This is a genomic window from Flagellimonas amoyensis (assembly GCF_003058265.1).
Classification (GTDB): domain Bacteria; phylum Bacteroidota; class Bacteroidia; order Flavobacteriales; family Flavobacteriaceae; genus Flagellimonas; species Flagellimonas amoyensis.
This window is the reverse complement of the sequence record NZ_QBUK01000001.1, coordinates 20,589-34,373: the sequence shown is the minus strand read 5'-3', so window position 1 is coordinate 34,373 and position 13,785 is coordinate 20,589. Positions and strand designations below refer to the sequence as shown.

Genomic DNA, 13,785 nt, shown 5'->3' with positions numbered 1-13,785 from the left:
ATACTTTAGCCAGCTAGTTCGGCCAATTCCTTGCCCACAAGACTGCCCAGGGCCACTCCCATGCCTCCGAGGCGTACCCCACAGAAAACGGAATTGGAAACTTGCTTGATCAGCGGTGTCTTTTGCGTGCCCACGCCCATGATACCACTCCACCTTCGGTCTATTTTTACCTGCTGATGGGGCAAAATGATGTTGTGGAGCAGTTCCTCCAGCTTGGCCTGAATGGTCTGGGTCTGTCCAAATTCCATGGTTTCTTCTGTTTTGAAATCGAGGTTGCGGCCCCCTCCAAAAAGAATCCGGTCATCAATGTTCCTAAAGTAGTAGTACCCCTCATCAAAATGGAACGTACCCTTGATCTTCAGACCTTTGATGGGTTCTGTGATCAAAACTTGGGCGCGCGCCGGCTTTACGGTTTCGGTCTTCAGCAATTTGGCCGCAAAACCGTTGGTGGCCACAAAAACCTTTCGTGTCTGGAACTGAAAATCGGGGGTGACAAGGGTGGCTCCATTGCCCTGCTCCAACAACTCCTCCACTTGTATGCCATTTAAAATGGGAATCCCTTTGGAAAGGCACTTTTGGATGAGTGCGTGCATCATCTTGCCCGTATCCAATTGTCCTTCAAATTGATGGGTGATATATTTCTCACGAATATGCCGAAATCCAAAGGTGTTTTCAGTAGTAACGAACGGGTCTTTTCCAAAAATGGGCCGGAGCAGTCGGTTCATATGCTCCATTTGGTCCAAACAGTTGTCGTAGAGATCAGGGTTATTCTCCGCAAAAAGTTCATGCCCTCCCCTTTGCTCAAAACCAATCGTCTTGTCCCCCAAAAGTTGCCGAAGGTTATGAATGCCCTCCCAGCGTTTCTGTACAAGGTTCACCACCTCTTCCTTGGAATGCGACCTAAGGTCGGACAACACTTCGGAAATACTACCGAAACAGGCAAAACCAGCATTTTTGGTGCTTGCTCCTTGGGGCAAACTGCCTTTTTCCAAAACCAGGATCTTGCTCTTGGGGTATTGTTCCTTGAGTTGAAGGGCACAGTTCAGACCAACGATGCCACTGCCAATGACAGTAAAATCCACATTGGAGAACCAGGTTTTATATTCCCAATAGCTCAGTTGCATAAAATAAAAACCCCGACTTTCATCGGGGTCTCAAATTAATGTTCGTCTTGATATTTTGGATCCATCTTGAACCCTTCCATAAATTTGGTGGTGTAATTGCCCGCCAAATAATCGGGGTGGTCCATCAACTGTCGATGGAACGGAATCGTGGTCTTTATCCCTTCGATCACAAACTCGTCCAAGGCCCTTCGCATCTTGTTGATGGCCTCTTCCCTGGTCTGGGCCGTGGTGATCAATTTTGCGATCATGGAATCATAGTTGGGCGGAATCATATAACCGCTGTACACGTGGGTGTCCAAACGCACTCCATGCCCACCGGGAGTGTGCAGGGTCGTGATTTTTCCTGGGGATGGCCTAAAATCGTTATAGGGATCCTCGGCATTGATCCTACACTCGATGGAATGCAATTTTGGATAGTAGTTTTTCCCTGAAATCGGCACACCACCGGCCACCAAGATCTGCTCTCGAATCAAATCGTAGTCCACCACCTGTTCCGTGATCGGGTGTTCTACTTGGATACGGGTGTTCATCTCCATAAAATAGAAGTTTCGGTGTTTGTCCACCAAGAACTCTATGGTTCCCGCGCCTTCATACTTGATGTATTCCGCAGCCTTTACCGCTGCTTTACCCATTTCTTCCCTTAGGGAATCTGTCATAAAGGGCGATGGGGTCTCCTCGGTCAATTTTTGGTGCCTACGCTGTACGGAACAGTCCCTTTCGGACAGGTGACACGCTTTTCCGTACTGGTCTCCCACCACTTGTATTTCAATGTGTCTGGGCTCTTCGATGAGTTTTTCCATATACATGCCTCCATTGCCAAATGCAGCAGTGGCTTCTTTAACGGCACTCTCAAAGTTTTTCTCTATTTCTTCCTCGGACCAAATGGCGCGCATTCCTTTTCCCCCGCCACCAGCAGTGGCCTTGATCATTACAGGGTAGCCCATTTTTTTGGCCTCCTTCTTGGCGTGGTCCACATCTTTCAACAGGCCTTGGGAACCTGGAACGGTTGGCACACCGGCCTTCTTCATGGTTTCCTTGGCCGTTGCCTTGTCACCCATTTTGTCTATCTGCTCCCCAGAAGCGCCAATGAACTTGATGTCGTGCTCGGCACAGATCTTGGAAAACTTGGAGTTTTCGGAAAGGAAGCCATATCCGGGGTGGATGGCATCTGCATTGGTGATTTCCGCTGCAGCTATGATGTTGGGGATCTTCAAATAGGACTCACTACTTGGCGCGGGACCGATGCATACGGCCTCATCCGCAAAACGTACGTGAAGGCTCTCCTCATCGGCCTTGGAATATACCGCCACGGTCTTAATGCCCATTTCCTTGCAGGTACGTATAATGCGCAGTGCTATTTCCCCCCTGTTTGCAATCAATATTTTCTTGAACATAGAATACAATTTTAAATTCTGGATTCTAAATTTTAAATGGTTTTAAATAACTAACAATTAGTCACTTAAAATTTAGCATTTAAAATTATCTATGATGGGTCCACTAGGAACAATGGTTGGTCGAACTCCACTGGGGAGGAATCATCGACCAATATTTTTACAATCTTACCGGAAACTTCGGATTCAATATCGTTGAAAAGTTTCATGGCCTCGATCACACAAAGGACATCTCCTTTGCCGATGGAACTGCCCACCTCAACAAAAGCAGGCTTGTCCGGGGATGGTTTTCTGTAGAAAGTCCCTATGATGGGGGATTTTATGGTAATGTATTTTGCATCTTCCGATTTGGGAGCGGCTTCCGCAGCGGGAGCGGCGGGAGCACTTGTTGCAGGTGCAGTGGCCATTGGGGCTGCTGGGGCCTGGGCCATTGGAATTTGCTGTACAATGGTGGTTTCGGGATAACTTGAGTCTCCTCCGGTGCGAATGGTGATCTTAAAATCCTCCATTTCCAACTTTACCTCACTGGCACCCGATTTGGCCACAAACTTGATTAAATTCTGAATTTCCTTAATGTCCATCGAATATGAATTTGTTAGTTGCGTGATTTATGAATTATAGGCCCATTTCAAATAAATGGATCCCCAAGTGAATCCTCCCCCAAAGGCGGCGAATATTAGGTTGTCCCCTTTTTTCAATTGCTTTTCGTAATCATATAGCAATAAGGGCAGTGTGGCCGACGTCGTGTTCCCATATCGGTCAATATTGATCATCACCTTTCCAGGGTCAACACCCATCCTATTGGCGGTGGCATCAATGATCCTTTTATTGGCCTGGTGTGGCACCAACCATTGCACGTCTTCGTGGGTAAGGTTGTTGCGCTCCATGATCAATGCGGAAACATCGGCCATATTGGAAACGGCAAACTTGAAAACGGACTTGCCGTCCTGGTATACATAATGTCGTTTGTTCTTCACGGTCTCTTCGGAAGCAGGCAATATGGAACCGCCTGCGTCTATCTTCAAAAACTGTCGCCCTATCCCATCCGAACGAAGGTATTCGTCCTGAAGGCCGAGACCTTCTTCATTGGGTTCAAAAAGTGCTGCGCCCGCACCGTCCCCAAAAATGATGCAGGTGGTACGGTCGGTATAGTCAATGATGGAGGACATTTTGTCCGCTCCTATCACCAATACTTTTTTATACCTGCCAGATTCGATATAGCTGGCCGCCGTTGACATTCCATACAAAAAACTGGAACAGGCCGCTTGCAGATCGTAGGCGAAGGCGTTTACCGCTCCTATCTCCGAGGCCACGTATGCTGCCGTGGACGCTACTGGAAGGTCGGGTGTTGCCGTGGCCACCAGCACAAAATCAATCTCGGCCGCATCCAATCCCCTTTTTTGGAGCAGATCTTCCGCAGCCTTGATGGCCATGAACGAGGTGCCCGCATTCTCCTCCTTTAAGATTCTCCGTTCTTTGATTCCTGTTCTCGTAGTGATCCATTCATCGTTGGTATCTACCATGGTTTCCAATACTTTATTGGAAAGAACGAATTCTGGAACATATCCTCCTACAGCTGTGATCGCTGCTGTTGTTTTTTTCATTTTAGCCTCTCTTTTTTTGTCAAAAACAATGGTATTTGACCCAAAAGCGGTGAAAATTAGTCATTTTATATGACTTTCCCGTCAAAAATGCCCCGTTTTTGATGTTAATAATGGACCATAAAAAAACTCCCGCTGTCTTGGAACGGGAGTTGGTTTATTTAGTGGAGTTTGCGATTAGGCCGCAGTTTCTTCCTCTGTTTTGTCGATCAATACCTGACCTCTGTAGTACAATTTGCCCTCATGCCAGTGAGCTCTGTGGTACAAGTGCATTTCACCTGTTACAGAATCTTTGGCGATGGTCGGTGCCACTGCTTTGTAGTGGGTTCTTCTCTTGTCCCTTCTGGTCTTCGATGTTTTTCTTTTAGGATGTGCCATTATAAACCTATTTGTCCGTTAGTAACTTTTTTAAATCGTCCCATCTGGGATCTGTTTTGTCCGTTTGTTCCTTTTTCTCTTTTGGCTGTAGCTCTTCGAGCTTTTCCAAGATGTCCGACTTCAACGTTCCGTCCGCAACACCGGGATGTACCCGTTTTTGTGGAACGGCCAACACCAACATTTCATATATATATTGTGCAATGTTGAATTGGTGCTCTCCGTGGGGTATGATCAGGATTTCATCATCCTCATCGTTGTATTCTTCCCCAAACTTGACAACGAGGTGCAAATCTGAACTGATGGGCTGGTCATAGGCCTCTCCCGTCAGGTCGCAATCCACATTCACCGTTCCCTTGGCCTTGATCTTGAGCTCCATCATGGTGTTCATCTTTTCCAAGATGGCTTTCACCTGGATTGAAGCTCCGTTAAACTCTTGGTACTCAAAAGATTCAAAGAACGCATTTTCAATCTCGTACACAAATTCATGTTTTCCCAGCTTCAGACCTGAAAAAGGGATATTAAACTCTTTCAGCTTCATCATTTCTACACTTAAGGTTTGTGTACCAGCCTCTAAAGGCGGGTGCAAAGATACTACTTATTTGCAAAACTGCAATTCCATAGCAAACAAATATCACTTCAGGGCCAACTTTTTAGCTTGCCCGTCGTGTCTTTTGCTTTTGCAATGGGTTTTTGGTCAATTCCAGATACTCGGTCCTGTTCCTGAATACCTGTATGGCGGTGAACACGGCCTCCTTGAACGAGCTCTCGTCTGCCTGTCCCTTTCCTGCAATTTCATAGGCGGTGCCATGGTCGGGCGAGGTGCGCACCTTGTCAAGCCCAGCCGTGTAATTTACCCCTTTTCCAAAGGAAAGGGTTTTAAAGGGGATCAACCCCTGATCGTGGTACGCGGCCAAGATCGCATCAAAGTTCTTATGCGTGTTGGAGCCAAAGAAACTGTCCGCGGAGTAGGGCCCATAGACCAACGTGCCTTTGTTGAACAGTTCTTGGATGGTCGGTTTCAGAATTTTATCGTCCTCTTCACCAATGGTTCCATTATCGCCACTGTGAGGGTTGATGCCCAATAGCGCAATCTTTGGTCTACGGATGCCAAAATCCATCTTTAGGGATTTTTCCATGGTCGCCACTTTGTTGCGGATCAATTTTGGGGTTATGGCCTGCGCCACATCCTTCACTGCAATGTGGTCCGTCAACAAGCCTACGCGCAGCGAATCGGCCACCATGAACATCAGGCTTTCTCCCTTGAGCTCTTGTGCCAAAAAATCGGTATGCCCGGGAAACTTGAAATCCTCGGCCTGTATGTTGTTCTTGTTGATCGGGGCCGTCACCAAAACATCTATGGCGCCTTCCTTGAGTGCCTGCACAGCCGCCTTCAGCGATTGAATGGCATAGGCTCCCCCTTCTTTGGTGGCTTGGCCATATTCAATCTGGGGAGCTTCCTTCCACACGCTCACGATGTTGATCTTGCCCTCAACGGATTGGGAGGCATCCCTTACCCCATTGAAGGTCAGGTCTATCCCCAAATCGTTCTTTTGCTGTGTTATGGTCTTGTTGGATGCGAAAATGACCGGGGTACAAAAATCCAACATCCTTGCATCCTCAAAGGTTTTCAACACCACTTCGCATCCAATTCCGTTGATGTCCCCAATGGAGATCCCCAACCTTATTTTTTGACTTTCTTCCATAAAATCATTGCCGTTATGGCTACTTTTGCATTACAAAACTAGTCAATTAATAAGACACATGTTCACAGGGATCATAGAGACTTTGGGGAAAGTTGAAAAGCTTGAAAAAGAAGGGGGCAATCTGCACCTCACCATTTCTTCGGATATTACATCGGAACTGAAAATAGACCAGAGCGTGTCCCATAACGGGGTGTGCCTGACCGTGGTTTCCCTAAATGAGGACCAATATACAGTGACGGCCATCGAGGAGACCCTGAACAAGACCAACCTTGAGGAACTTACCTTGGAAAATGAGGTGAACTTGGAGCGAGCCATGGTGCTCGGTGCTCGGCTGGATGGCCATATCGTCCAAGGCCATGTGGACCAGACCGCTGTATGCACTTCCATTGAGGAGAAAGACGGCAGCTGGGTCTTCACCTTTGGCTACGATTCCAAATTGAACAATGTCACCATTGAAAAAGGGTCCATCACCGTGGATGGGGTGAGCCTTACCGTGGTGGATTCCCAAAAAGACCATTTCAGTGTGGCCATCATTCCTTATACGTTTGAACACACGCGTTTCCACACCTACAAAGTAGGCACCAAGGTGAACCTGGAGTTTGATGTGGTGGGCAAATATGTGGCCAGGCTCCTGGAACTCCGGAATTGACAAGGGGCACTTTCCCAAGACCACAACTTAGTATTCCTTCGGTTGATTGACTGAAATTTCACTCGAACTGATGGTTTTGACCTAGGGCACCCCGAGTTATGGGTCGTTTTTTTGGGTTACTTTTGTGAACGAGTAAAAAATCTACATGTTTCTTTCCGCTTTCACTGAAATTTCCGTGGCCGCTTGGACCATGGCCGCTACTTCCGTTTTCCTGATGGGCATTTCCAAAGCGGGGCTCAAGGGCATGTCCATTTTCAATGTGACACTGATGGCCCTTGCTTTTGGGTCTAGGGCATCCACGGGGCTTTTTATTCCTTTGCTCATTGTGGGCGATATTTTTGCCGTGGTCTATTACAACCGCCACACGCAATGGAAATACATCCTAAAATTTATTCCTTGGATGATTGCGGGCATCCTCATCGGGGTGCTTATCGGGAAGGATTTGCCCGAACGGGAATTCAAGTGGGGCATGGTGGTGGTCATTTTCCTCAGTTTGGGCCTGCTGCTGTGGTGGGACAGGCGAAAGTCTGAAAGCGTGCCCTCCCACTGGGTGTTTGCGGGTTCCATGGGAATCTTGGCAGGCATTTGTACCATGATCGGAAACCTCGCCGGGGCCTTTACCAATATTTTCTTTTTGGCAATGCGCCTGCCCAAGAACGAATTTGTGGGCACTGCGGCCTGGCTCTTCTTCATCACCAACCTGTTTAAGCTGCCTTTTCACATTTTTGTGTGGAACACCATTTCCGCGGAAAGCCTGCTGATCAACCTAAAATTGCTCCCCGCCATTTTTGCCGGTCTTGTTCTCGGGGTTGTCCTGGTGAAAAAAATCAACGAGAAAAACTACAAGCGATTTATTTTGGTGGTGACCGCAATCGGTGCCGTGGCGATTCTTTTTAGATAAGCCGTTTCTGCTTTATAAAAAGTTGGTCCATTTAAATATCCGTCAATTGAATATGGGCATCCGTCAATTTTGGGAAACAGTTCCATTTCTTTTGGGTTAGGTTTGGTGTATCATCACCCATACAATTTATTATGAATGGATATGAAAAGATTGTGAACATCGATCTGGAAATCCACAAAGTTGCCAATACCGCCGATTGGGAAAGATATGATGCGGCCTTGCCCATAATCTCCCTTCGGCTTTTTCAAAAAAACCTTGGCGCTTGGGGTGGAAGGGAAACCTATCTGGGAAAATCCGCGGACGGTTTCATCAAAACAAACTATTGGTTCGTGTTGGAGTCCTGTGTTGAAAAAGCCCGGGAACAGATTGAGGGAATCATCAAAAATTTCAATCTGGGCGGTTTTACAAGATTAATCGTGGGCGATGCCGTTCCCTCGGAACATGATTTTAAAAAAGAACTGGAAGAAGCTGAAAGTTTGGAATGGGTTTGGGACAGGGATTAGGCCGGTATTCCAAAGTCCACTTTACAAAAACAAAAAGCCCCGTCAAATTTGACGGGGCTTTTCTTGAATTTCTTCACCTTATTCCGAAGCAGCTTCGTAAATCGCATTGAAAATGAGTTTGTACGTGCCGCGGGGCTGTGCCCTGAACTGTGGCCTGAAGGCGAACAGCACACAAGAGCCCTTGCCATATTTGGTCTTCACCAAGGCCGGCTTTTTCGCAATGTACCTTTGCTCCCCCAAGGCCCATCCGCTCATGAGCAGGTTCTTGGCGGCATAGGTGGCAATTACCTCTACTTCGGGGGCAGGGGCATCCTTGATGTCCTCTTTCCCTCCTTCACCGGTCTTGCTTTGCTTGTCTATGGTGAATGCCCTACTCCTATTAAACGAAACGGCAACAGTGTCCTTCATGCCAAAAGCAATGGGGTGTGAGGTGTCTATCCCTGTTTTGATGAGCGATCCTGGGATAAAGAAGTCCTTGCTGTCCGCTCCTTCCGTCGCATCGCGCAATGGAAGTCCAAACTGCTCGATGACAAAATCACTGGCCTCGTCAAAAGCGATCAGGGTGCCCCCATCCTTCACATACTTGCTCAGGGCCATGGAGCCATCCAAGCCTATTCCCCCGGTAAATTTTTCCGGCATGTCCAAAACACTGTTCCCATGGAGTATGGATTTGGATCGTTGGGAGGGTAAAATGATCGCATCATATTTGGACAGGTCCATGGTTTTGATGTCCGCATCGTGCAAGGTGTCCATCGCAAAGGCGTATTCGTCCATCACAAAACGGGTCCACCCTTCATCCATATTGGACACCCAAGATTTGTAGAGCCCCACTTTGGGTAGATGGATCTTGGTCAATTGGACCTCTGGTTTGGCGGCCAATCCTGTAAATTCCAAGCCATATTCTTTGGCAAGGGACTCCACTAGGGCCTCATCCCCGGAAACCACAAAAGACCCAGCCGGGAATGTTGATTTCCCTGCCTTGAACTCGGTCATGGCCTTAAAAGCAGTTCCTCCTGCTTTCAAAATCTTGTTCGTAGCGGCCACCGAGGCGTTCGTATTCACGCTAAGGGCATATCCGAAGGAACCGTTTTTTGAAATGCTTCCGTCATAATAGTCCACCTGCGGGGTCGAAATCTTTTCTGTTGCGACCTGGAAGGGCTCCTTGATCTTGTCCACATCGACCCCCATCTGCATGGGCAAGGTCCATCCGGCCAAATCGTAAGGAGTGTCCGGAGGGCCACCAGGATATTGGAAACGTGTCGGATAGTCCTGTTTTTCCATAAGATCCAAAAGATAGGGCCTGAAGGCTTGGCCTGCATAGATCACATAAGTGCCTTTTTCATATTTTTTGCCATTTACGGTAAAATCCCTAGTGGCTTTTTCAATTTCGATGCCTCCGTGCAACAACACATTCACCAAGTTTACGGCCTCAAAGGAATCCCATTGGTTCTTGTCGATGATATAGGCAAAAGGGCCTTCGGTCTTGCTTTTTTCAATGGCCGATTTCCCCATTTTATAGATGTTGTGCAAGTAGTTCTCCTTTCGGTCCGCAGCCAGGTCCAATGTGGCCCAAGTGGCCGTCAACATATAGTCCACGGCATCCCTGAAGTGCGACTCACCGCCCTTCCACGGGTCTGGGTACATAATGTCCGTGCCGTCGGTAGGGGTCCCTCCTGCAACGGTCTTGGGCAATTTTTCTGGGTCGTAAAACCTGGGCGTGGGTGTGGTGTGTCCGGTTTCGGTGAGGATCCCGATCATGTTGTGGTAATAGGGAACGGTGCGTCCGCCGCCATTCCAGAACATGGTGTAGACATTGTCCGCAATGGCCCCAGGCATGTTTTCCAATGAAAAGCGTTTGGTCATGGCCGAGCCCACCTCACTCACTGCAGCAGTGACCGCCGGGTGAATCTTGGGGTTTACCGGATCTGCATAGGGCGGAAGGGAAATCTTGGTCCAGGCCGGGGAAGATTGGTGGTGGTTGTACACAATCTGTGGATACCACTCGTTGTACAGAATTTTGGTGACGTTGTACGTTTCCGGCATGTTGTTCATGAACCAGTCCCGGTTGTTGTCGTGTCCCATATAGTAATGGTACAGTATCGGGGGGCGGGAAGTTTCATAGGGTGTGCCCATGTTCTTTCGGTACCAGTCCACCACAATGTCCAACCCATCTGGATTCATCACGGGCATGAGCAGGGTGATGACATTTTCGCGGATGTTCTTCATTTCCGCAGTTTCAGAAGTGGCCAAGGTGTAGGCCAGTTCGGAAGTCATCTGCCCATGTGCGAGTTCGGTGGAGTGCATTCCCCCATCAATCCAAACAATGGCCTTTCCTTCCTGGGAAAGTTTTGCGGCCTCTTGGTCGCTCACCGATGCCCGGGCCAACTTGGCGCTAATGTCCTTCCATTTGTCCAGTTGTGCCAGGTTTTTCTCCGAGGAAATGAACAACAGGTACATTTTTCGACCCAACACGGTTTCGCCTATCTCAATTTTTTTGATGCGGTTGGACGCATTGTCCAATTGGGTCAGGTAATCTTCTATCTGGGCATAATCTGCCAGTTTGTAATCGTCTCCCACCCTAAATCCATATACATCTTTGGGGGATGGGGCTTTCTGCGCCACGGCCAAAGAAGCGCAGGCCAATAAAAGTACTGCGGCCAGCAGTGCTTTTGGTGCCTTGGTTTTTGAAATCATTTTGAATTAGTTTGAATTTTGTTGAAAATTAAGGATTTGTGTGGAGGAAATTGCGTGAATATGGATTGAATTCCCCTTCGCATTGCTTTTTGGGGGCCGCTGTCCAACCACCTCCTATTTCGCGACCCTCTGTTTTTTGATGAATGAAAAGCAAAGGGCCTCCCAAACAGGAGGCCCTTTTATTGTGATATGACCTAGTCTATTCGGACCAAGCCTTTCCGCCTGTGAGTTCCTGCAAATCGCCACAGGGAACAAATTCCCCGGGTATGGGCAGGTAGGCCAGTACTTCTTCTCCGACCATTTCGGAGGACTTATAGGCCCATATGGCCAAATCCCTAAGCTCGTTGGCGAATGCATAGCACGCCACTTCCGAATCCAGAGTGGCCTCGCCGCCTTGCTGTATGGTCTGAAAATAGTTCATCACGGCCTCCCTATGCGCTTCCTCTTCTTCGTCGGTGCGCTTCCTGAGATAGGTCGTCAACACGGAATCGATATCTTCCGCCTCCACGTCCGCCAAGTTGTCCTTTCCAGAGCTTTCCAAAACCTTGTCGTAGAACTTCTCCATCTTCATCATGGTGAAATCCCTTTGTTCCAAGGGCATCACCTCATCCATATAGGAGTCGATAAAGGTGTGCACGTTCACCTCTGTGGCCGATGGTGTATCGGTCTTGGGAAGGATCACGTCCAAGGTCAGGGCCAAGGCCTGTCCTTGTTCCTTGCTGAGGAAGCTGGGTACCCATTCGGCATAGGACGGCTTGTCCTTGCAGCTTTGGAGCAGGCTTAACAGTGTAGGGGTTGCCACGGCGTAGCCGAAGGCCATCCCCATGTTCTTGAGTGCTGATCTTCTTTCCATTATATGTTTCCTTTTTTAAGTTCTTGGGCGGCATGTTCGGCAGCCCTTGCGGTGAATGCCATGTAGGTGAGCGAAGGGTTCACACAGCTGGCCGAAGCCATAAAGGCGCCATCGGTCACATACACGTTCTTACAGGTGTGTACCTGGTTGTTCCCGTTGACCACGGAGGTCTTTGGGTCCAGTCCCATACGCGCCGTGCCCATTTCGTGGATCCCCAAACCGAGGGCCCCTGGGTTGTCAAACGGTTGAACATCCCTCAAACCTGCTTTGGTAAGCATTTGAACGGCCTGTTCTTTCATATCTTCCCTCATCTTCCATTCGTTGTCCCTGAATTCGGCATCAAAAGTGACGGTGGGAAGCCCCCATTGATCCTTTTTGTCGTAATCAAGGGTCATGCGGTTGTCCTCATAAGGAAGTACCTCACCGAAACCTCCCATTCCAAAGGTCCAACCACCGGCATTCAGCATGGCGTCCTTATATTCCTTTCCGTGGGATAGTTCCGCTACGGTCTGTTCCCAGTTGCCCCTTCCGGCTCCTCCTTGGTATCCATAACCACGGATGAACTTGTCGGAGTTGGTGCCTTCTCCCAAATTCCTGAACCTTGGGATATAGATGCCGTTCGGCTTTCTTCCTTTATAGTATTTGTCCTCGTAACCGTCGAACTTGCCACTGGCCCCAACGCCGAGGTGGTGGTCCATGATGTTTCTTCCCAATTGGTCCGAGTCGTTTCCAAGACCGTTGGGGAACCTATCGGAACGGGACTGCATCAAAATGGAGCTTGAAGCTATTGCTGAGGCACAAAGGAAAATGACCTTGGCCTTGAACTCGAACTCCTCTTTGGTTTCCCTATCGATGACCTTGACCCCTGTTGCCTTTTGAGTATTGGGGTCATAAATGACCTCATGGACGATACTGTCCGGTCTTAGGGTAAGGTTGCCTGTTTTCTCCGCTGCGGGCAGGGTAGATGACAAACTGCTGAAATAGGCCCCGAAAGGACACCCACGGATACAACGGTTCCTATATTGGCAACGCACACGGCCATCACCCTCAAATTTTTTATCACTGTTGATGTGTGCCGTACGTCCTGCGGTGACGACGCGACCATCAAAATTTTCGGCCACTTTTTCGCGGAAATGCTGCTCTACGCAGTTGAGCTCCATCATGGGTTCAAAAATACCATCCGGCAACTGGGGAAGTCCCAAGGCTTCACCGGAAACACCGATATAGCTTTCCACCTTATCATACCAAGGGGCAATGTCTTTATAGCGCACGGGCCAGTCCACTGCGATACCATCATTTTTGTTGGCACCGAAGTCGATGTCGCTCCAACGATAGCTTTGGCGGCCCCACATAATGGAACGGCCTCCTACGTGGTAACCTCGTTGCCAATCGAAACGCTTGGTTTCGTTGTAGGGGTGGTCCACATCGTCCACGAACCAAAAGTTATGGGCGGAGTTGCCCAAATAGCCTGTCCGTAATTGCTTTTCCTGTCTGGCCTTTTGCTCCCTTGTCAATTGTCCGCGGTGCGGAAGGTCCCAAGCGTCCAAGTTGGCCGTTGGGTAATCCTCGCGGTGTTTTTTCATAGGGCCACGTTCCAAGACCAAGGTCTTTAGACCTTTCTCGCACAGTTCCTTGGCCGCCCAACCGCCACTGATGCCCGTGCCCACCACGATGGCATCATAGGATTCCTGTTCCTCGTTGAAATAAAATTTGCTCATTTAGTATATTCTTAGTTGGCTCAATTTACCAATAAATAATTAATGCTGACATGATGTTTTGTTGAATAACAACCCTTTATCCGTAAAAATTAAATGGGATGGGGCAGAAAGAAATTATGAAACCCTTATCGGAGCTAGGGATTTACAGGAATATAAGTGTTGAAACAACTCTTTTTGGTTTGTAGTGTAAAAACTAAAAACCCCTCCAAACAAGTCGTTTGGAGAGGTTTTGACGACTAACTCCTATTTATAGTTTTTAATATTCATCCT

The 13,785-nt window shown here is 48.4% G+C and carries 13 protein-coding genes; 3 read left to right on the top strand and 10 right to left on the bottom strand.

Annotated elements, in window-relative coordinates; translation table 11 throughout:
- Positions 1–5: 5 nt before the first annotated feature.
- The 7 genes from DB398_RS00110 to pdxA all read right to left on the bottom strand — a co-directional run bounded on the left by DB398_RS00110 (position 6) and on the right by pdxA (position 6,197).
- The gene (locus DB398_RS00110; RefSeq protein ID WP_108422380.1) at positions 6–1,124 is read right to left on the bottom strand and encodes an NAD(P)/FAD-dependent oxidoreductase; all 1,119 of its coding nucleotides are present in this window, start codon (positions 1,122–1,124) and stop codon (positions 6–8) included.
- A 35-nt stretch (positions 1,125–1,159) separates the two neighbouring features.
- Entirely contained in the window at positions 1,160–2,518 is a 1,359-nt protein-coding gene (accC, locus tag DB398_RS00105) for an acetyl-CoA carboxylase biotin carboxylase subunit (RefSeq protein WP_108422379.1), read from the bottom strand.
- A gap of 89 nt (positions 2,519–2,607) precedes the next feature.
- Entirely contained in the window at positions 2,608–3,096 is a 489-nt protein-coding gene (gene accB / locus DB398_RS00100; RefSeq protein WP_108422378.1) for an acetyl-CoA carboxylase biotin carboxyl carrier protein, read from the bottom strand.
- A 27-nt stretch (positions 3,097–3,123) separates the two neighbouring features.
- Positions 3,124–4,119, bottom strand: coding sequence for a beta-ketoacyl-ACP synthase III (locus tag DB398_RS00095; RefSeq protein ID WP_108422377.1), 996 nt, complete (start codon positions 4,117–4,119; stop codon positions 3,124–3,126).
- Positions 4,120–4,293: 174 nt separating this feature from the next.
- Positions 4,294–4,494 carry a 50S ribosomal protein L32 gene (rpmF, locus tag DB398_RS00090; RefSeq protein ID WP_072876398.1) on the bottom strand — a complete coding sequence of 67 codons (201 nt, stop codon included), beginning with the start codon at positions 4,492–4,494 and terminating at the stop codon, positions 4,294–4,296.
- A 7-nt stretch (positions 4,495–4,501) separates the two neighbouring features.
- The gene (locus DB398_RS00085) at positions 4,502–5,035 is read right to left on the bottom strand and encodes a YceD family protein (protein WP_108422376.1); all 534 of its coding nucleotides are present in this window, start codon (positions 5,033–5,035) and stop codon (positions 4,502–4,504) included.
- Positions 5,036–5,144: 109 nt separating this feature from the next.
- The gene (gene pdxA, locus DB398_RS00080) at positions 5,145–6,197 is read right to left on the bottom strand and encodes a 4-hydroxythreonine-4-phosphate dehydrogenase PdxA (protein ID WP_108422375.1); all 1,053 of its coding nucleotides are present in this window, start codon (positions 6,195–6,197) and stop codon (positions 5,145–5,147) included.
- A 58-nt stretch (positions 6,198–6,255) separates the two neighbouring features.
- On the opposite strand from pdxA, the gene DB398_RS00075 reads away from it, so the two are divergent.
- The 3 genes from DB398_RS00075 (at position 6,256) to DB398_RS00065 (ending at position 8,250) form a co-directional block, all read left to right on the top strand.
- A complete protein-coding gene (locus DB398_RS00075) occupies positions 6,256–6,846 on the top strand; it encodes a riboflavin synthase (protein WP_108422374.1) in 591 nt (196 codons plus the stop codon).
- A 145-nt stretch (positions 6,847–6,991) separates the two neighbouring features.
- A complete protein-coding gene (locus tag DB398_RS00070; RefSeq protein WP_108422373.1) occupies positions 6,992–7,747 on the top strand; it encodes a sulfite exporter TauE/SafE family protein in 756 nt (251 codons plus the stop codon).
- 131 nt (positions 7,748–7,878) lie between these two features.
- Positions 7,879–8,250, top strand: a complete 372-nt coding sequence (locus DB398_RS00065; RefSeq protein WP_108422372.1) for a hypothetical protein — start codon at positions 7,879–7,881, stop codon at positions 8,248–8,250.
- Positions 8,251–8,328: 78 nt separating this feature from the next.
- Here the strand turns inward: DB398_RS00065 and DB398_RS00060 are convergent, their stop codons facing one another.
- From DB398_RS00060 to DB398_RS00050, 3 genes are all read right to left on the bottom strand, one after another.
- A complete protein-coding gene (locus DB398_RS00060) occupies positions 8,329–10,944 on the bottom strand; it encodes a M14 family metallopeptidase (protein WP_108422371.1) in 2,616 nt (871 codons plus the stop codon).
- 199 nt (positions 10,945–11,143) lie between these two features.
- The gene (locus DB398_RS00055; RefSeq protein WP_108422370.1) at positions 11,144–11,797 is read right to left on the bottom strand and encodes a gluconate 2-dehydrogenase subunit 3 family protein; all 654 of its coding nucleotides are present in this window, start codon (positions 11,795–11,797) and stop codon (positions 11,144–11,146) included.
- The gene (locus tag DB398_RS00050; protein ID WP_108422369.1) at positions 11,797–13,515 is read right to left on the bottom strand and encodes a GMC oxidoreductase; all 1,719 of its coding nucleotides are present in this window, start codon (positions 13,513–13,515) and stop codon (positions 11,797–11,799) included. Before DB398_RS00050 ends, DB398_RS00055 begins: the two co-directional genes overlap by 1 nt.
- Positions 13,516–13,785: the final 270 nt, after the last annotated feature.